The sequence below is a fragment of the Chitinimonas prasina genome, assembly GCF_030160395.1.
In the GTDB taxonomy this organism is placed as follows: Bacteria; Pseudomonadota; Gammaproteobacteria; order Burkholderiales; family Chitinimonadaceae; genus Chitinimonas; species Chitinimonas prasina.
The window spans coordinates 454,371-473,701 of record NZ_BSOG01000002.1 but is presented as its reverse complement, the minus strand read 5'-3'; the positions used below and the strand labels follow the sequence as shown (position 1 = coordinate 473,701).

General features: G+C 59.7%; 11 protein-coding genes. 4 read left to right on the top strand and 7 right to left on the bottom strand.

Annotated features, from left to right (window positions below):
- Positions 1-4: 4 nt before the first annotated feature.
- Positions 5-850 (bottom strand): TetR/AcrR family transcriptional regulator, encoded by an 846-nt coding sequence (locus QQK16_RS09275; protein WP_284196173.1) that lies wholly within the window; start codon positions 848-850, stop codon positions 5-7.
- A 261-nt stretch (positions 851-1,111) separates the two neighbouring features.
- Between QQK16_RS09275 and QQK16_RS09270 the strand changes: the two genes are divergently transcribed.
- Together QQK16_RS09270 and QQK16_RS09265 are read left to right on the top strand one after the other, a co-directional pair.
- Entirely contained in the window at positions 1,112-5,086 is a 3,975-nt protein-coding gene (locus QQK16_RS09270; RefSeq protein WP_284196172.1) for a PAS domain S-box protein, read from the top strand.
- A 99-nt stretch (positions 5,087-5,185) separates the two neighbouring features.
- Positions 5,186-6,388 (top strand): glycosyltransferase, encoded by a 1,203-nt coding sequence (locus QQK16_RS09265; protein WP_284196171.1) that lies wholly within the window; start codon positions 5,186-5,188, stop codon positions 6,386-6,388.
- A 236-nt stretch (positions 6,389-6,624) separates the two neighbouring features.
- Here the strand turns inward: QQK16_RS09265 and acnA are convergent, their stop codons facing one another.
- Both acnA and QQK16_RS09255 read right to left on the bottom strand, forming a co-directional pair.
- Positions 6,625-9,324 (bottom strand): aconitate hydratase AcnA, encoded by a 2,700-nt coding sequence (gene acnA, locus QQK16_RS09260; RefSeq protein WP_284196170.1) that lies wholly within the window; start codon positions 9,322-9,324, stop codon positions 6,625-6,627.
- 144 nt (positions 9,325-9,468) lie between these two features.
- Positions 9,469-10,359, bottom strand: coding sequence for a transcriptional regulator GcvA (locus tag QQK16_RS09255; protein ID WP_284196169.1), 891 nt, complete (start codon positions 10,357-10,359; stop codon positions 9,469-9,471).
- Between the two features lie 201 nt (positions 10,360-10,560).
- On the opposite strand from QQK16_RS09255, the gene acnB reads away from it, so the two are divergent.
- Positions 10,561-13,149, top strand: coding sequence for a bifunctional aconitate hydratase 2/2-methylisocitrate dehydratase (gene acnB / locus QQK16_RS09250; protein ID WP_284196168.1), 2,589 nt, complete (start codon positions 10,561-10,563; stop codon positions 13,147-13,149).
- A gap of 145 nt (positions 13,150-13,294) precedes the next feature.
- Here the strand turns inward: acnB and QQK16_RS09245 are convergent, their stop codons facing one another.
- Complete coding sequence (locus tag QQK16_RS09245) at positions 13,295-14,839, bottom strand: M20/M25/M40 family metallo-hydrolase (protein WP_284196167.1); 1,545 nt, start codon at positions 14,837-14,839, stop codon at positions 13,295-13,297.
- A 204-nt stretch (positions 14,840-15,043) separates the two neighbouring features.
- Complete coding sequence (locus QQK16_RS09240) at positions 15,044-15,937, bottom strand: DMT family transporter (RefSeq protein WP_284196166.1); 894 nt, start codon at positions 15,935-15,937, stop codon at positions 15,044-15,046.
- A gap of 87 nt (positions 15,938-16,024) precedes the next feature.
- Between QQK16_RS09240 and QQK16_RS09235 the strand changes: the two genes are divergently transcribed.
- The gene (locus QQK16_RS09235) at positions 16,025-16,972 is read left to right on the top strand and encodes a LysR family transcriptional regulator (RefSeq protein WP_284196165.1); all 948 of its coding nucleotides are present in this window, start codon (positions 16,025-16,027) and stop codon (positions 16,970-16,972) included.
- A gap of 49 nt (positions 16,973-17,021) precedes the next feature.
- Here the strand turns inward: QQK16_RS09235 and QQK16_RS09230 are convergent, their stop codons facing one another.
- Complete coding sequence (locus tag QQK16_RS09230) at positions 17,022-18,068, bottom strand: porin (RefSeq protein WP_284196164.1); 1,047 nt, start codon at positions 18,066-18,068, stop codon at positions 17,022-17,024.
- A 318-nt stretch (positions 18,069-18,386) separates the two neighbouring features.
- Entirely contained in the window at positions 18,387-19,322 is a 936-nt protein-coding gene (ispH, locus tag QQK16_RS09225) for a 4-hydroxy-3-methylbut-2-enyl diphosphate reductase (RefSeq protein ID WP_284196163.1), read from the bottom strand.
- Positions 19,323-19,331: the final 9 nt, after the last annotated feature.

Here is a 19,331-nt window from a genome sequence, read left to right as displayed (position 1 = left end):
GGCTTTACTCCTTCTCAATAGCAGGGGATGACGTGAATTCGGGAGCGGGAGCGAGGCCGTGCCAGAGCATGTCCACCATGCGCGGCATCAGGCTGTCGAGTTGTATGCGCTCGGGGTTGACCAACCAGGCCATGATCAGACCGTCCATCAGGGCACTCCAGAAGATGGCAAGCAACTCAGGATCGGCCGGCGGCTGCTGGCCGCGTAGTTGATGCTGATGGGCAATGAGGCCGGCCGACATACGCCAGGAATCCTGATAGGCCGTGGCCAGGCGGTTACGTACATCAGGGTCGCGCGCCTGGCCCATGAACTCCAGGAACAGGCGGGGCCAGTCCGGATCTTGCTTGACTCGGTCTACTACACCACCCAGTAGTTCCTTTAGGCCATCCTTGGGGTCGGTATGGGCGGCATCACGTGCCAGGGCGGCAGGCAGGTGTTCGTCGTATTCCTGTTGGAAGCGGCTGTCGAGCAGGGCAAAGAACAGATCGCTCTTGCTCTTGAAATGCCAGTAGACGGCACCCTTGGTCAGGCCTGCATCGGCAGCCACTTCATCCAGCGATGCACCTAGATAGCTCTTATTGGCAAATACCCGGGCGGCTGCATCCAGGATGCGATCCCGGGTATCAACCAGTTCCGGCCCGCCACCTTCCAGCAAGGCGGTGAATTCTTCCCGAGGGCCCAGCAATCGCTTGACGGTCTGCCAGGGGAGGCCAGCTTCGGCCGCAATCTCGCCATAGTTCACCTCCGGCGCAGGGCGTGTCTGGCTCAGCTGGCGCAAGGCCGCAATGGCGCGTTGACGCGCCTCGTGTATATCCAGCTCGACAGCGGCAGGGGTGACAGATCGGTTCAAGGCCGGTACTCCAATAAGCATACTGATCGGTATTTTATGGTTTGATGTCCCGAAATGTAAAGCACCGCTTGGCAGTGCACGCCGAAATGCCGGCCGCCGCGCGCTTGCGTGACAGATGCCTGCTGCAGGCGATAAGGCTTGGAGAAACCCTGTGCATCGCCACCTATACTGCAATGTACAAGAATCAAATATATAAACAGTCAATTTGCCCGGATTGGACGGATGCTTCCTGATACCACGCTCTCAGCACGCAGGCTGTGGATGCGATTGTTTCTTCGCACTTTCGTGCCCTTGTTGCTTTTGGCGCTGCTGGCGACGCTTTGGCTTTGGCGTACGGAACGCGAGCAGGCACTGGAGGATCTTGCGCGGCAGGCAGATGTGCACTTGGCGGCAACCCAGCGTGACCTGTATGGGACAGTGACGGCGGCAGCGGTTGATTTGATGCTACTGGCCAATGACCCCGAGCTCGCCATCCGGGTTGAGCGTCCCGCCTCGGAATGGGGTTCACATGCCGAGCACTTTCTCAGCTTTCTCAGCTACAAGCCTGTTTATGACCAGATAAGACTGATTGATCTGCAGGGGCGCGAGCGATTGCGGGTCAACCTGAATCGCGGCTCCCCGATGGTCATGCCGGAAGAGGCCTTACAGGATAAATCCAATCGCGATTATTTCAGGGATAGCGTCGGGCTAGCACGAGGCCGTATCTACCTCTCCGGCCTGGATCTCAATATCGAGCATGGACAGATTGAACGGCCATTCAAGCCCACACTGCGTCTCGCGACGCCTTTCTATGATGCCAGCGGCGTCAAACGCGGTGTTCTGGTAGTCAACCTGCTGGCCAACCAGTTCCTGGAGAAGCTTGGTGAGGGCGGCGGCGGGCGCGTGGCCTTGCTTGATGCCGCCGGGCAATGGCTGCGTGGCGGGCAAGAGCATGACAACTTCGGTGCCATTACAGGTGAGGGCCGGTTGCTGAGCCAGCTACGCCCTGGTTTATGGACGGCCATCAGCAGCGGCACTGCTGGCTATTACCGGGATGAGCAAGGCCTATGGAGCTTTCGCAGGCTGACGCCAAACGACCCCGGTAGCCAGGCTGATCTGTTACGTCTGCGCCTGCCTTTTGCGACGGGTCCGGGGCCGCAGCATTGGTGGTTGCTCAATCATTATGATGATGCCGCGTTGATGCGGGCACAAGACGCTGCCATGCGGCTGAGCCTGCTGTTTGGCGGCGGTGCGTTGGCGCTGGCGCTGATTGCCGGGGTGCTGCTCGCAAGTAGCGCCTTGAAGGGCGAGGCACGGCATGCGCGTGAGCAGGTATTCCTGGCCTTGCTGGAGCAGGCGCCACTAGGCGTAGTGGTTCTGGATCAGGCGGGCGAGGGGTATTTCTTCAACCGCAACTGGGTCAGGCTTACAGGCATGAATCCAGCTCTGGCCAAGGGCCAGGGCTGGTGGAGTTTGCTGGAGCAGGCAGACCAAGTGCGCCTACAAGCGGTAATGGCAAAGTTTCTAGAGGACGGGGAGGCACCCAACCTAGAGATGCAGCTGCGCCTGGGCGATGGCAGCCGTCGCTGGGTGGCCTGCATGATATCGCAGGGCCCAGGGCCGATGCTGCGAGCCATGGCCTGCATTCTGAGTTTTGCCGATATTCAGGCCAGCAAGGATCACGAGGCGCAACTGGCCAATGCGTTGCAACTGGTCCAAGGGGTGGTGACTGGCAGCGGTGACCCTATCCTTGCACTGGATCGCAGCTTACGCGTGACACTCGCCAATCCAGCGCTGGGGCAGGCCTTTGGTGCCATGTACCGGGATGTGCCGGCGGTAGGCACGCAGCTATACGAATGGATGGCACGGTCCCCTGCAGACCAGGCCAATCTGATGAACCAGTTTGCCCATGCCTTGCAAGGCAGGCAAACGCAGGTTCGCCTGACCCTGGGATCATCGCGCCGGGTGTTTGACGCTTCATTTGCGCCACTGCATGACGACGAAGGCAATCTCGATGGTGCCATTTTGTTTGCCCGTGATGTGACCGATATGGCCCGCATACAGGCGCGGGTTGCACGTAGCGAGGAACTGTTTCGCGCGGTGTTCAGTGGCAGCCTTGATGCGGTTTTCGTGCTTGAGGCCGTCAAGGACGAAACGGGCCGCATTGTCGATTTTCTCTATGTGGAAGCCAACCAGATCGGTCTGGGCGCAGTGGGCATGCAACGAGAAGCGTTTATTGGCAAGCTACAGTCGCAGATCAATCCGGAAGCCCGCGAGCTTGGCTATTTCGACCGTTACGTCAGGGCCATGGAGTCGGGCGAGCCCTTTGTCGAAGAGGACTACCTGCAGCATGCTGGCCTCAAGCCAGGCTGGTATGAGAACCGGGTGGTGCCCATGGGGTGGGGCATTACACTGACCAGCCGCAACATCACTGCCCGCAAGCAGGCTGCGCTGGATTTGGCCAGTAGCGAGGCCTTGCAGCGCAATATCCTGGATTCGGCCCCATACATGATCGCGGCGACCGATGCCAGCGGCAAGATCAGTCTGCTCAATCGTGCAGGCGAGCAGATGCTGGGCTACGCCGCTGACGAACTAATAGGACGCGCCACTCCCATGCTGTTTCACGAACCGGCCAATTTGAGCCGCATGGCCGCCCAGCTTAGCCAGGAGCTGGGGCGCACCATACAGCCGGATGCCAGCCTGTTCGAGGCAGTCTCGCTACTCTCTACCGATGGTGTCAGCACGCGGGAGTGGACCTATGTCGCCAAGGATGGCCGGCATATACCGGTACTGCTGACGCTGACCGTCAGGCGTGATGCCGAGGGTAGGGCGCTGGGCACCATGGGTATCGCCTATGACATCAGCGAGCAGAAGCGATTGGAGGAAGAGCGGGACAGGCTGCATGCCGTGGTCGAAGTATTGCCCGACATGGTGGGCATGAGCGATCTTGACGGGCAGTTGATCTATTTGAACCAGGCGGGACGGCGTATGCGGGGAATCGCGCCAGAAGCATCGCTGGAAGGCATTACCATCCGTTTAGGCTGGGCTGAATGGGCCTACCAGCTGATCAGCCGCGTGGGCTTGCCGCAGGCGCTGGAGGGTAAGCCGTGGAGTGGCGATACCCAGATGATCCTGCCCGATGGCCGCACATTGGAAACGCGACAACTGATTGTGGCTCCCCGCATGGGCGGAAGAGAGCCAAACTTTACCGCGACCATCGTGCACGATCTGACTGAGATGCGTGCCATGGAAGCCAAGATGATAGAAGACGAAGCCACCCTCAATTCAGTCTTGGAGAGTGTGCAGGACGCAATCGTGGTGCTGGACGAAAATGCGATTGTCCAGGCACTCAACCCTGCGGTCAGCTCAGTGTTCGGCTACGGCCTGCACAAGGTCATGGGGCGAGAGATATTCATGCTGTTGCCGCAGGTGCTGGCCGAGCAGTATCGCAACAGCTTCCTCCAGTATATCGAGACAGGCACCCACAGCGGCAAGGTGATCGGGCAACGGGTCGAGGTCGATGGCCAGCGCGCTGATGGCAGCTCCTTCCCTTTGGAATTGACCATTAGCGAGGTGAAGCTGGGTGATAAGCGGCTGTTTACCTGCGTGATGCGCGATATTTCGCAGCGCAAGGCATTTGAAGAGAAATTACTCGAAAACATTGACGAGTTGCAGGCCACCCAAGATGCGCTCAATGCGGCCAATGAGCAATTGATGGACGCCAACATGGAACTGGGCCGTATGGCCCAGCAGGATGGGCTGACCGGGGTGGGCAATCGGCGGGCATTTGATCAGCGTCTTAGCGCCGAGTGGGCTCGCGCGGCCCGCAGCGGCACCGCCTTGGCTCTACTCATGATAGACGTGGATCATTTCAAGAAATACAACGATGGCTATGGTCACCAGCTGGGTGACGAATGCCTGCGCAAGGTGGCCGAAATACTGCGCGGCGCGGTCACCCGCGCCAGCGATTTTACGGCCCGTTACGGCGGCGAGGAGTTCGCCATCCTGTTGCCCGATACCGACGAGGCCGGTGCCATGGAGGTGGCGGTACATATCCGGCTCAGGCTGGCCGAGGCGGCCATCCCCCATGCCTTCTCGCTGACCAGCCCGCATGTGACGGTCAGCATAGGCTTGGCCTCGGTCGTACCACTGCTGGGGGTCGCGCCAGACCATCTGGTGGCCGGGGCAGACCGTGCACTCTACCGTGCCAAGGATGCAGGGCGGAACAGGGCGGTGGGTGTGTCTTCTCCTGCATGAGGCGGCCGGCACAAAGCTGTGGCCACGCACTGTCATCTGGCTGAGATAAACCAGGCCTAGTCTGGCGTGTGTCTATCTTGCTGAAACCAGAGGCTTGGCATGCGCGTCTTGATGGTGTCCGATGTGTATTTCCCCCGGGTCAACGGGGTCTCCACCTCGATACAGACCTTTCGTGAAGCATTGGCTGCGCTGGATGTGCAGGTAGATCTGATCGCGCCGGCCTACCCCAATGAACTGGACGAACCCGGGGTATGGCGGGTGCCATCACGTTATCTGGCGTTTGATCCGGAAGACAGGATGATGCGGCGGGGGTTGGTACGGCGCCTGCTACCGCAGTTGCAGGCAGCCCAATACGATCTGGTCCATATCCAGACACCCTTCATAGCCCATTACGCCGGTATGGCGCTGGCAGGCCAGCTTGGGGTGCCGGTAGTGGCGACTTACCATACCTTTTTTGAAGAGTACCTGCACCACTATGCCCGCTTGCTGCCTGCCGTGTTGACGCGCGCCTTGGCCAGGAGGTTTTCACGCAGCCAGTGCAATGCCCTGGCAGGTGTCATTGCCCCCTCCAGTGCCATGCACGATGGCTTGCGGCGCTATGGTGTGACGGTGCCCATAGCCGTGATACCTACTGGTATACCCTTGCGGCAGTTTGCCGAGGGGGATGGCGCAGGTTTCAGGCAGCAACATGACATAGCGCCTGACCGTGAGCTGGCCTTGTTTGTAGGCAGGGTGGCGCACGAGAAGAATATCGACCTGCTGCTGGAAGTGGCAGCCAGAGCCCGGCTACAGCGCCCACGACTGCTGCTGCTGATCGCCGGGGAAGGGCCGGCACTGGCGCACCTGCAGGCTCGCGCCACCCAACTGGGGCTGGGAGAGCATGTGCGCTTTCTGGGCTATCTGGACCGGGCCAAGGCATTGCCAGACTGCTATCGGGCGGCCGATGTGTTTGTCTTTGGTTCGACCACAGAAACCCAGGGCCTGGTACTGCTGGAGGCCATGGCCATGGGCGTGCCGGTACTGGGCATTCCAGCCATGGGGGCGAGGGATATCTTGGGGCCGGGCATAGGGTGTGTCTGTACCAGCGACAATGCCGATGACTTTGCCGCCAAGCTGGTGGCGCTGTTGCAAGATCCGCAGAAACGACAGCAACTGGGCATGGCTGCCCGTGACTATGCGCAAGGCTGGAGCGCACCGGCGACGGCGGAGAGGTTGCTGGCGTTCTATCGACAGACCGTGTTGCCACAAGCGAGTGCGCTGCCCGACGAGGCAGTGCAACCCCAAACGGCCACAGGCCGCTAATGACGCAGATGGATACTCAGCGCGTGTGATGAACTCAAGCAACTGAGAAGCGGCTGCTCGGCCTTCCGCAATCGATAGCGCCAGGGTTTCCCTGGCGCTAGTACAGTCCGACCCCACCTCTCAATAGTGTGGGCTCGCGCCAGGTTTTCGCACCACTCTAGCGCCACTGCACCCTACAGCACGGCGTCTCGCCGATGTACCCCCGCCCGACTTACCCTTTCGCACTGTGGCGATGTTTAACGGGCCATCAGTTCTCGCAGCACAAAAGGCAAGATGCCACCATGCTTGTAGTAGTCCACTTCTATCGGAGTATCGATGCGGCATAGGACGCTGACTTCAAAGCGGCTGCCATCATGGCGGGTGACGCGCAGGCTCAGGTCCTGCTGCGGTTTGAGGGCCTCATTCACACCCACAATATCAAAGGTTTCGTCGCCCCTGATATGGAGCGATTCCGCACTATCACTGCCTTTGAACTGTAGCGGCAGTACGCCCATTCCTACCAGGTTGGAGCGATGGATACGCTCGAAGCTGCGCGCAACCACCGCCTTGATGCCAAGGAGTTGCGTACCTTTGGCGGCCCAGTCCCGGCTAGAGCCAGTACCATATTCTTCGCCAGCAAAAACCACGGTGGGAGTGCCGCGGCGGATGTACTCCATCGCCGCATCAAACACGGTAGCCTGCACACCATCCAGCAGGGTGTAGCCGCCCTCTACCCGGCTACCATCATCCTTGGGTGGCAGCATCAGGTTCTTTACCCGCACATTGGCAAAGGTGCCCCTTATCATGATGTCGTGGTTGCCGCGCCGGCTGCCATAGCTGTTGAAGTCTGGCTTTTGCACGCCGTGCTCCAGCAGGTAACGGCCCGCTGGTGTGGTTTCCTTGAACGAGCCCGCAGGAGAGATATGGTCGGTGGTGACCGAGTCGCCAAGCAGCAGCAATGCGCGTGCGGCAACGATATTGCCTATCTGTCCCGTGCTCATACTGAATTCGTCGAAGAACGGTGGGCGGGCGATATAGGTCGAGTCCGGCCAGGTATAGACCTGCCCTGTCGGCGCAGGAATGGCATTCCACAGGTCATGATCGCGAGTGAAGTCGCCATAAAGCCGGCGGAAGGTTTGCGGGTTCATGGCATGGTGCATGAGCGCGGCGATTTCATTACTGCCAGGCCAGATATCCCGCAGGAACACGGCTTGGCCATCCCGGCCCAGACCCAGGGCTTCCGTCTCCATATCGATATTGACGCGGCCTGCCAGTGCAAAGGCCACCACCAAAGGGGGGCTGGCCAGGAAGTTGGCCTTGATATTGGGGTGGATGCGTGCCTCGAAATTGCGGTTGCCCGATAGTACGGCAGCTGCGATCAGGTCGTGGTCGAGGATGGCTTCGTTGAACTCGGCAGCTAGATCACCCGCATTGCCTATGCAAGTGGTGCAGCCATAGGCGGCCACATTAAAACCTAGTTGGTCCAGATAAGGCTGCAGGCCAGTTTCGTTCAGGTATTCAGTCACCACGCGCGAGCCTGGCCCGAAGCTGGTCTTGACTCTGGGGTGGACCTTGAGGCCCTTCTCTACCGCTTTCTTGGCCAGCAGGCCAGCGGCCAGCAGTACGCCAGGATTGGACGTATTGGTGCAACTGGTGATGGCTGCGATCAGTACGTCACCATGCCCCAGGTCGATGCCGTCCTTCTTGCTCACTACCCGACTGGCTAGGTTAGCGGCGGGTTTGTTGAAGCCATTCTCGGCCAAAGGTTTGCTGAACAGGTCGTTGAAGGTATTCGCCATGTCGGGTAGCGCAATGCGATCCTGCGGGCGCTTGGGGCCAGCCAGGCTGGGGACAATGGTGCCGAGGTCAAGTGATAGCGTCTTGCTGTACTGGATATCGCCGGCACGCGGCATGCCGAAGAGCTCTTGTGCCCTGAAGTAGGCTTCAAATGCCTCAACCTCTGCATCGCTACGACCTGTGCCTTTGAGGTAGGCCACGGTTTTTTCATCCACAGGGAAGAAACCCATGGTGGCGCCATACTCGGGCGCCATATTGCCTATGGTGGCCCTATCCACCACGCTTAGCGTGGCCGCGCCGTCACCAAAGAACTCCACGAACTTGCCGACGACCTTCTCGCGTCGCAGTATCTCGGTTACAGTCAACACTAGGTCGGTAGCGGTAATGCCCTCACGCAACTGGCCCTTGAGCTCTACGCCCACCACATCAGGCGTCAGAAAGTATACCGGCTGCCCCAGCATGCCAGCCTCGGCTTCTATTCCTCCTACACCCCAGCCGACCACACCCACGCCATTGATCATGGTGGTATGGCTATCGGTACCCACCAGAGTGTCTGGGAAGGCCATGCCGTCGCGTATCTGCACACCACGGAAAAGGTATTCCAGATTGACCTGATGGACGATACCAATGCCAGGCGGTACCACCTTGAACGTGTCAAATGCCTGCATGCCCCATTTCATGAACTGGTAGCGCTCGCTATTGCGCTGAAATTCAAGCTCCATGTTCAGGCGTAGGGCATCGGCGGAGCCGTAGTGATCTATCATCACGGAATGATCGACCACCAGGTCTACCGGTACCAGCGGCTCTATGGTCTTGGGGTTCTTGCCCAGCCTGGCTGCGACATTGCGCATGGCGGCCAGATCGGCCAGTAGCGGGACACCAGTAAAGTCCTGCAGCACAACGCGCGCCACCACAAAAGGAATTTCATCCACCCTAGGTGCCGATGCCCCCCAGTTGGCTAGCTGCCGAACATGTTCCTCAGCCACTTTCTTGCCGTCGCAATGGCGCAGTACCGCTTCGAGCACTAGCCTTATCGATACCGGCAGCTGCCTGATCGGCCCCACGCCAGCAGCCTCCAGTGCAGGCAGGCTGTAATACTGCAGCTGGATGCCCGAAGAGAGCGTCAGCGACTTGAGGGTATTGTGCAGATTGTGGGGCATGGTGCTTCCTCCGAACGGAATGCGGGTGTTTCGATTAGGACTGGGCGGCAGTCTGGTGGTTCGTCAATCTCCTTATCTTCGACCATGCCCGGCAGGATGCAAGCCATTGCGATGTGGGTATTGACCATGAGGCTGCCGGCTACATCAGCCCAAGGTGGCTGCACGTCCCTCCAGCCATTGGCAGAAAGCTGTAATGGCGGGGTCGTTCATCATGGCGCGTGGGGCGATCCAACAATAGCCCCGTACCGGTACGATAGGGCCACGCAAGGGGGCAATCAGTGTTCCGGCCTCGATTTCGGCCTGCATCATAGGTAAAGGACCCAGGGTGACGCCCAGGCCATCCATGGCAGCCTGCAGGGCCAGGTAGAAATGGTCGAATTGCTGGCTGGCGGCCGGTTTCAGATCAGGGACGCCGGCTAGCGTCAGCCAACGCTGCCAGGCCGTGGGACGGGTATCGGCATGCAGCAACGTGTGGTGCACCAGGTCTGCGGGTTCGCGTATTGGGTGTCGCTCCAGCAAAGCAGGGCTGCACAAGGGTATTTCCCATTCATCCAGAAAGGGTTTGCTGATATAGCCTGGCCAATCACCGGGCCCACGCCGTATGGCAAGGTCAAACGGTACATCCAAGCGGCTGATGTCGCGGTCACTGGTCATCAAGCGTAGCTCTACGTCAGGATACTGACGCTGGAAGTCGGTCAGCTGCGGTAGCAGCCAATGCATGGCCATGGTAGGGGTGGAATTGATCACCAGCCGGCGCTGGCGATTAGGTTGCATCAGCTGCGCCGTGGCATTGGCGATGATATCGAGGCCGTCCTGCACCTGCACCAGATAGCGCCAGCCGACTTCAGACAGCTTGACGCGGCCGCCCACGCGTTCAAACAGCTTCACCCCTAGCCATTCCTCCAATTGCTTTATCTGTTTGCTCACAGCACCATGGGTAACAAACAGTTCGTTGGCAGCAGCGGAAAAGCTTTCCAGTCTTGCTGCAGACTCAAAGGAGCGGAGAGCGTTGAGTGGGGGGAGATCGGGCTTCATGCTGTGATTTTAGCTCACAGCGTGTGTAGCAAATACTCGTTTGTGCCTTGTGCCGGTTGGGCGTAATCTTCGCCCATTCGCAAAAATCGCCTCGCCGACATGGGAATGATCCCGGCAGCCAGGTGGTAATAGCCGGATCTGTGGCTGCAAGCAGCCGCGCCGCTTCCCAAAAATCGCAACCGCAAGCAAAGGTTCCCCATCATGCTAGAAGCCTACCGCCAGCACGTCGCCGAACGCGCCTCCCTGGGCATTCCGCCGCTCCCGCTCACCGCCCAACAGGTGGCCGACCTGGTCGAGCTGCTGAAGAACCCGCCGGCCGGCGAGGAAACCACCCTGGTTGATCTGATCACCCATCGCGTTCCTCCTGGTGTGGACGATGCCGCCAAGGTGAAGGCCTCCTTTCTGGCTGCCGTGGCTGAGGGCAGCGTGAAGTCGCCGCTGGTTGACCGCGCGCTGGCGACCAAGCTGCTGGGTACCATGCTGGGCGGCTATAACGTCAAGCCTATGGTCGATCTGCTGGCTGACGCCGAAGTGGGCGGTATCGCGGCTGATGGCCTGAAGAAGACCCTGCTGGTGTTTGACTACTTCCATGACGTGAAGGCACTCGCCGATAGCGGCAATGCCAACGCCAAGGCAGTACTGCAGAGCTGGGCTGATGCCGAGTGGTTCAAGAGCCGCCCAGAGGTGGCAGAAAAGATCACTGTGACAGTGTTCAAGGTGACGGGCGAGACCAATACCGACGATCTGTCGCCGGCACCGGATGCTTGGTCGCGCCCGGATATTCCGTTGCACTACCTGGCCATGCTCAAGAACGCCCGCCCCGGCATCACCCCGGAAGAAGACGGCAAGCGCGGCCCCATGCAGTTCATTGAAGACCTGAAGAAAAAGGGCCATCTGGTCGCCTATGTGGGCGATGTGGTGGGTACCGGGTCCAGCCGCAAGTCCGCCACCAACTCGGTGGTCTGGGCGACCGGCCAGGACATCCCCTTTGTGCCGAACAAGCGTTTCGGTGGCGTGACCCTGGGCGGCAAGATTGCCCCCATCTTCTTCAATACCCAGGAAGACTCCGGCTCCCTGCCTATTGAAGTGGACGTGTCCACATTGGAAATGGGCGATGTGATCGACATCTACCCCTACGCTGGCAAGATCGAGAAGAACGGCGCTACCGTGGCCGAGTTCAAGCTCAAGAGCGATGTGATCCTGGATGAAGTACGCGCCGGTGGCCGTATCAACCTGATCATCGGTCGCGGCCTCACCGCCAAGGCACGTGAAGCACTGGGCCTGCCGGTCAGCACCGAGTTCCGCCTGCCCAAGGCGCCGGTGGATAGTGGCAAGGGTTATTCGCTGGCCCAGAAGATGGTGGGTCGTGCTTGTGGTTTGCCGGAAGGCCAGGGCGTGCGCCCGGGGACTTATTGCGAGCCCAAGATGACCACTGTGGGTTCGCAGGACACCACTGGCCCGATGACCCGCGACGAGCTGAAGGATCTGGCTTGCCTGGGTTTCAGCGCCGATATGGTGATGCAGTCGTTCTGCCACACGGCGGCTTACCCCAAGCCCGTGGATGTGAAGATGCACAAGGAGCTGCCGGCCTTTATCAGCACCCGTGGTGGTGTTGCCCTGCGCCCCGGCGATGGCGTGATTCACTCCTGGCTGAACCGTCTGCTGCTGCCTGATACCGTAGGCACCGGTGGCGACTCGCATACCCGTTTCCCCATCGGTATTTCCTTCCCCGCAGGTTCCGGACTAGTCGCCTTTGCGGCGGCTACCGGTGTGATGCCGCTGGACATGCCCGAGTCGGTGCTGGTGCGTTTCAAGGGCAAGATGCAGCCCGGTGTCACCCTGCGCGATCTGGTCAATGCCATTCCGCTGTATGCCATCAAGGCTGGTCTGCTGACGGTAGCCAAGGCAGGCAAGAAGAACGTGTTCTCCGGCCGTATCCTGGAAATCGAAGGTTTGCCTGATCTCAAGGTCGAGCAGGCATTTGAATTGTCCGATGCCTCGGCAGAGCGCTCTGCTGCTGGCTGTACCGTGCATCTGGACAAGGCGCCGATCATTGAATACATGACGTCGAACATCACGCTCATGAAGAACATGATCGCCAACGGCTATGCCGATGCCCGTACCCTGGAGCGTCGCATCAAGGCCATGGAGGCCTGGATTGCCAAGCCTGAGCTGCTCAAGGGCGATGCCGATGCCGAATACGCTGCCGTGATCGAGATCGATTTGGCCGATATTCACGAGCCTATCGTGGCCTGCCCGAACGACCCGGATGACGTGAAGACGCTGACCGAAGTGGCAGGCGCTACCATTGATGAAGTGTTCATCGGTTCCTGCATGACCAATATCGGCCACTTCCGCGCCGCTTCCAAGTTGCTGGAAGGCAAGCGCGACATCCCCGTCAAGCTGTGGGTGGCTCCTCCTACCAAGATGGATGCCGAGGAGCTGACCAAGGAAGGCCACTACGGCACCTTTGGCACTGCCGGCGCGCGTATGGAAATGCCAGGCTGTTCCTTGTGCATGGGTAACCAGGCTCAGGTGAAGGAAGGCGCCACCGTGATGTCTACCTCCACCCGTAACTTCCCCAATCGCCTGGGCAAGAACTCCAATGTCTACCTGGGTTCGGCCGAGCTGGCCGCCATCTGCTCCAAGCTGGGTCGTATTCCGACCAAGGAAGAGTACATGGCCGATATGGGCGTGCTGAGTGCCAAGTCCGGTGAAATCTACAAGTACATGAATTTCAACGAGATCAAGGATTATCAGGACGTGGCCGACACGGTTGCAGTCAAATAATCACTGCGAGTGCTGCAAACAAACAGCCCATCGGAAACGATGGGCTGTTTGTTTTCATGGGCTAGGCAAGATGGGGGCCGTCAATAATTGATCAACTCCACCCCTTGCTACTGAGGATGGGTTTACACCCATCCTCCTTGCTCACTTACTTTCCTGATGCCTGCTTGATCGTCAGCGTGTAGCTGGCGTCGCGGTAGCCATCCACCATCAGGTAGACGTCGCCACTGTAGCCTACCGGGCTGCTGCAGCTTTCCTCGCTGTCACCACGATAAGGGCGGCAGTCCCATTCCATCTTGGTGGGGGCGCTACCGGCACGCAGGTAGATATCCGCATCACCCTGGCCGGTGAGCTGGGCGGTCAGCCTGGCGCCTGCGGTAAGGCGATAAGGGCCGTAGGCCAGGTTTTGGCCTTGCTTCAGCGAGCCGGTCTGGGTCTCGGTCTGGCCGCCGCCGTTGCCGGGACCGCTGGCATCGCTACCAAGCTCTACGGCGTAGGCGGTGGCGAGTTGGGCGAACTTGAGCGCGTGCTGTGCTTGGCTACCCATGTTCTCGAAAGTGTCTTCCGCGGTATGGATGCGTTTGTTCATGCCGCTGAAGCTGGCTTCAAATGGCATGGAGGCCGGATAGCCTTGGCCAGTCCAGGAGGCGTGGTCCGAACAGCCATAGCCACATTTGTCCTGGCCTACCTTCAAGGTGGGCAGGTAGGTCTTGATCAGGTCTGCCAGGAAGGTGTTTTGTGCGGCGTCGGTGTAGTCGGTGTAGAGGTAGATGTCGCTATCCGAGCCCTTGTAGTTGGTCATGTCCAGCTGCATGACGCCCACCACATTGGTGTTCTGGGACTTGAAGCGCTGGGCAATATCCTTGGAGCCGCGCAGGCCGCCTTCTTCGGCGGCATAACCGATGAACTTGATGGTGCGGTCTGGCTTGTAGCCCTGGGCGATCAGGACGCGCAGTGCTTCGGTCATGCTGGCGATACCCGATGCGTCATCATCAGCGCCGGGGGCGCGGGTGTCCTCGCCCATGGTGCCCTTGTGGATCGAGTCGAGGTGACCGCCGATGACGATGACTTCGGACGGCTTGGTCTGGCCCTTGATGGTGATCATGACAGACTTCTGCGGGTAGTCTGCATGCGTGATCTGCTCGGCGACGATGTCGTTACGGCCTTTTGCCAGGCTTTGCCAGTGCTTGAGCAGCCAGTCGGATGCGGCGACGCCATGACGGCTCTTGAAGTGGCGGTTGGTGAAGGCCGACAGGGTGACGATGGTGCTGGCGATATGGCTTTCCTGCAGCATGGGCAGCAGGGGCTGGACCTGGGCTTGATTGTCGATGGCGTAGCTGGGGCGGGTGATGGCGGCTGGTTGTACTGGTTGCAAGGCGCGCAGTGCGTCAGCGTAGCTATTGTGGGCGATGAAGCCACCGCAGCGGTGCAGTTCCTCGTGCACGGCTTCGGACAGTGAGTGCAGGCTGGACTCCTCGACTTCGACAACGTGTACCTGCTCGGCAAACAGGCCTTGATCGCCACGGCCGGCCGAGATGGTGCGTGATTGCTTGGCGATGCTTTGCGGAGCTACGCGCTGCAGTTGGGCGTAGGCGTCGTCGCCTACGGTGATCCAGATCTTCTTGGCGGGGGCGGCTTGGGCGGTGTTGAGAAATGCTAAGGTCAGCAGGGATGCGAGCAAGGTGTGACGCACGGGGTTCTCCATTTGTATTTTGGGTCCACTGTCGGGGCGCAAAGGGGTTTGCGTGGACGAGGAGACTATCATGACAAATGAATAACCGCACTTAAGTCAGCCTTAGCGCTTGGTTAAGCAAGGCTGGTGTGTGGTGGGTGGGATACGATATTCGGCCTTGAATAGTGTGTTTGCATGGATTTTGTTGTTGTTTGAATGATTATGTCATATTGCCTTGTGGCGTGCGGCCCAGAATGCTGACAGGACGATAAGGGCGCCGCCTAGCCAGGCGATGGGGCTGAGTGTTTCGCCCAGCCAGAGGACGGCAAACAGGGCACCGAAGACGGGCTCGCTGCCGGTGAGGAGGCTTACCCGTGTGGGGGAGCTGTGGCGCAAGGCCCAGTTTTGGGCGAAGAAGGCAAAGATGGTACAGCCCAGTACCAGGTAAACCGTTGCCAGCCAGAAGCCAGTATGCGCAGGTAGGGCCGGTAGGCCCTGTGGGCTAAACCAAGCCAAGAATAGGCTACCACTGCCTATGACGGCTGCCTGAACGGCGGTCAGTGCCAGCGGGGCGATTTGGCGGCCCTGGGTGAGCTTGCTGGTGAGGCAGACCGTAATGGCGCGCAGCAGGGCTGCGCCCAGCATCAATAGATCGCCCAGGCCGAAGCGGGCCTCCAGACCTCCGCTCAGCAGCAGGGCGCCCAGCAAGGAGACACCGGCGAAGGCAAAAGCCGGTGTTGCTGGTCGGCGGCGCAGCAGCCACCACTCCACGAAGGGTGTCATGACGATGCACAGGCTGATCAGGAAGGCGGCATTGGCGGCCTGGGTCATTGCGACGCCGAAGGTCTCGCAGATAAAGATACCCAGCATCAGGGCGCCCAGTGGCAAGCCGGCCAGCAGCGCATCGCGGCGGGCTTGTGGGCTGATGTTCAACAGCGTGGGGGCCAGCAGGGCAAAGGTCAGCAGGAAGCGTATGGCCAGGAAGCCCAGTACCGGATAGTAGGCGAGGGCGCCTTTGGCTATGCCATAGCTGGTACCCCAGACCATGGCGACTAGAAGCAAGAGGAGATCGGACAGACGCAGTAATCCGGCGGGCTGGGGAAGGGTAAGTGAGGACATGGCGTCAGCCTGGAGAGAGTGATGCCGGATTATCAATTTATCCGTATGGAATGATAATCTGCCGTATTGGAACAAGATTTGTGCGCCATGAGAACAAATGAGGAGTTTGAAAGCCTGCCTGAAATGGCGGTGTTCGCCAGGGTGGTGGAGGCGGGTAGTTTTTCGGCTGCGGCTAGGCAACTGGGGCTGACACCCTCGGCGGTCAGCCGTTTGATAGCCAGGCTGGAAGCGCGCCTGCAGCTACGGCTGCTGGAACGGACAACCCGGCAGCTGCGTTTGACCGAGGCGGGCGAGGCGGCCTTGGCTTGTAGCCAGGACATGCTGGCGGCGGCCGGCGGGGTTTTGGCTTTGAAGGATGCCTACGCTGCAGCACCGAGGGGGTTGATACGGATCAGTGTGCCCAAGGCGGTGGGGCGGCAGGTGGTGCATCCGTTGATGGCCGAATTCCTGCGGCGCTATCCGGAGGTTGATGTGCAGCTGGTGGTGACTGACCGGACCGTGGATCTGTTTGCCGAGTCGGTGGAACTGGCCATACGCATGACGGACAATCCGCCGCCAGGGCTGGCTGGCCGGCCCTTGATGACGATCAGCCATATGTTATGCGCCAGCCCGGACTACCTGGCGGCGCATGGCACGCCTGTGCACCCCAGGGAACTGGCTGGGCATAGCTGCCTGTACCTTGGTGAGGATGAGCGTGACCGGCACTGGCGATTCAGACAGGGCAGCGAGCTGTGTACTGTGGCGGTGCGTGGCCGCTATGTGGCCAATCACAGTGAGATGCGGCTGGAAGGGGCAGTGGCGGGTTTGGGGATTGCCAGCCTGCCCGCATTTGCGGCTGCCGCCAGCTTGGCACAGGGCCGACTGCGGGTGGTGTTGCCTGATTGGGAGCACCTGACGGCATATGCTGGGACGGCCTGGGTGTTGTACCCGTCCAACCGCTTTGTACCCCCCAAGCTGCGGGTGATGATCGACTTTCTGGTGGCGCAGTTGGGTGGCGATCTGCAAGCGCAGCTGGCAAAAAAACACCCCGCCTGAGCGGGGTGTTTCGGCTGCGTCGGCTTGCGCCGATATAGCGGGGTACGGCTTAGAACAGATGGATGATGCCAGTGGTCCAGGCGCTGTTGTTGCGCTTGGTGCCGATGGCGCCACCTTGGCCAGCCGAGGTTTCCAGCAGCGAGACGTTGTTCTTCTCGTTGGTGGCACGGCTGAATTCGGTGTAAACGATGGTGCGCTTGGACACGGCGTAGTCCACGCCCAGGGCCAGGTAGTTGCCACCGGAGTTGTCCAGACCGTCCAGATCGCCCACGTGGGTGTAGCCGATACGGGCAGTAGCGTTGCCGAAAGGCTGGCTGACCACACCGATGATGGTGTCGCGGTCGGTATCGACTGGGCCCAGGCTGAAGTTGGATTGACGGTAGGCCAGCTTGAAGTTGGTGCCAGCTGGCAGGGTGTAACCAGCGCCCAGCAGGTAGTTTTTGATGCGGGCGCCGTCCAGGACAGGCTTGGTGCCATCAGCGATGACAGGAGCCAGGTCGCGCTGCGACTCAAAGGCGCCGATCAGTTGCAGCGAGCCAACGTTGTACTCCAGCGAGCCGATCACGGCCGAGGGGGTCACGTTGTTGGTCTTGCCTTCCATGTCGCCGTACTGCAGCTTACCAACGAAGCCGCCCAGGTTGGGGGTTTCGTAGGCGATGTTGTTGCTGGAGCGGTAGTAGACGCCATCGATCAACAGGCTGTTGATCATGGTGGAGTTGCCGTTGAAGCCGTCGAAGTTCTCTTGGGCCAGGTCGAAGTAGGTCTTGCCGCGACCCAGCTTGACGGTACCGAAGTCGCCCTTCAGGCCAAGCCAGCCTTCGCGGTTGGCGAAGCCGCTTGCGCTGGCGTCGTCAAGGCGAACCTTGCTTTCGATCTTGAAGAAAGCGCTGAGGCCGTTGCCCAGATCTTCTTCGCCCTTGAAGCCGATGCGCGAACCGGTGTCTTCAATGATGGTCTTGGTGACGTCGTCGTTGTTGACGATGCTGACGCCGGCTTGGGCGATACCGTAAACGGTAACGTTGGCGTTTTCGGCGTGAACCAGTACGGGAGCAGCAAACAGACCAGCAACCAGTGCGGCGATGCGAGCGTATTTCATGCGGGATTTCCTTTTCTTCTAAGTTAGGCCAAGGGCGCATAGCACGCCCGTGGCAGGCGAACGCATTGTGATGAGAGTGGCCGATAAATGCATTAGGGAAAACGGTTAGGGAACTATTTCACCTGAGGGGCTAAACACACTGGTCGGTATGTCTACTTTCTTAATGTAAACAATGCGTTGCGCTTGTATTTATATCTGGATTTGGCGCGTTTAATAAAAAGGCCGGTAATAATATTACCGGCCTTTGTAGCGCGCACGCTACAACTACATTAGATAGTTGACAGCGTTTGCGGGTAATGAATATCAGTAATTCACCATTTATTGGGTATTCAATCCCTTGGGTAAAGAGAACACAATCCCTTCAATCGTGCCTTCCATTTCCTCTACCGATTGAGCGCCGAATTCCTGAATACGGGCTATGACTTCCTTGACCAGTATTTCGGGGGCTGACGCGCCAGCGGAGACCCCCACGCGGGCCTTGCCGGTAAACCAGGCTGCCTGCAATTCGCTGGCATTGTCGACCAAGTAGGCATCGAGACCGGCGTTGGCCGCCACTTCGCGCAGGCGGTTGGAGTTGGAGCTATTGGTGGAACCGACCACCACCACTACATCGGCCTGGCTGGAGAGCTTTTTGACGGCATCCTGGCGATTTTGCGTGGCGTAGCAGATATCGTCCTTCTTGGGGCCAACGATGGCGGGGAAGCGCTGCTTGAGTGCATCCACCACCACGGCCGCGTCATCCACACTCAGGGTGGTCTGGGTGACATAGGCCAGCCGGCTTTCGTCCTGCACGGCGAGCCTGCCCACATCGGCAGCGTCTTCGACCAGGTACATGCCGCCCTGGGACTGTCCCATGGTGCCCTCTACCTCGGGGTGGCCCTTGTGGCCGATCATGATGATCTCGAAGCCTGTCTCGCGCAGCTTTTTGACCTCCATGTGGACCTTGGTCACCAGTGGGCAGGTGGCATCAAACACCTTGAGGCCACGTGATTCTGCTTCGCGGCGTACCGCTTGGGATACCCCGTGGGCGGAGAAGATCAGGGTGGCGCCAGCGGGCACGTCGTCCAGCTCTTCGATGAAGATGGCGCCTTTTTGCTTGAGGTCTTCCACCACGAACTTGTTGTGCACCACTTCATGGCGGACGTAGATGGGGGCGCCGAACTGATCCAGCGCGCGCTCGACGATGGCGATGGCGCGGTCTACGCCTGCGCAGAAGCCACGTGGATTGGCGAGTACGATTTGCATGATGGTCATGGCAATTCC

Excerpts from the sequence above, each read along its gene's own strand:
- QQK16_RS09270 (WP_284196172.1), top strand. The coding sequence starts at position 1,112 with ATGCGATTGTTTCTTCGCACTTTCGTGCCCTTGTTGCTTTTGGCGCTG.
- QQK16_RS09265 (WP_284196171.1), top strand. The coding sequence starts at position 5,186 with ATGCGCGTCTTGATGGTGTCCGATGTGTATTTCCCCCGGGTCAACGGG.
- acnA (WP_284196170.1), bottom strand. The coding sequence starts at position 9,324 with ATGCCCCACAATCTGCACAATACCCTCAAGTCGCTGACGCTCTCTTCG.
- QQK16_RS09255 (WP_284196169.1), bottom strand. The coding sequence starts at position 10,359 with ATGAAGCCCGATCTCCCCCCACTCAACGCTCTCCGCTCCTTTGAGTCT.
- acnB (WP_284196168.1), top strand. The coding sequence starts at position 10,561 with ATGCTAGAAGCCTACCGCCAGCACGTCGCCGAACGCGCCTCCCTGGGC.
- QQK16_RS09240 (WP_284196166.1), bottom strand. The coding sequence starts at position 15,937 with ATGTCCTCACTTACCCTTCCCCAGCCCGCCGGATTACTGCGTCTGTCC.
- QQK16_RS09235 (WP_284196165.1), top strand. The coding sequence starts at position 16,025 with ATGAGAACAAATGAGGAGTTTGAAAGCCTGCCTGAAATGGCGGTGTTC.
- QQK16_RS09230 (WP_284196164.1), bottom strand. The coding sequence starts at position 18,068 with ATGAAATACGCTCGCATCGCCGCACTGGTTGCTGGTCTGTTTGCTGCT.
- ispH (WP_284196163.1), bottom strand. The coding sequence starts at position 19,322 with ATGACCATCATGCAAATCGTACTCGCCAATCCACGTGGCTTCTGCGCA.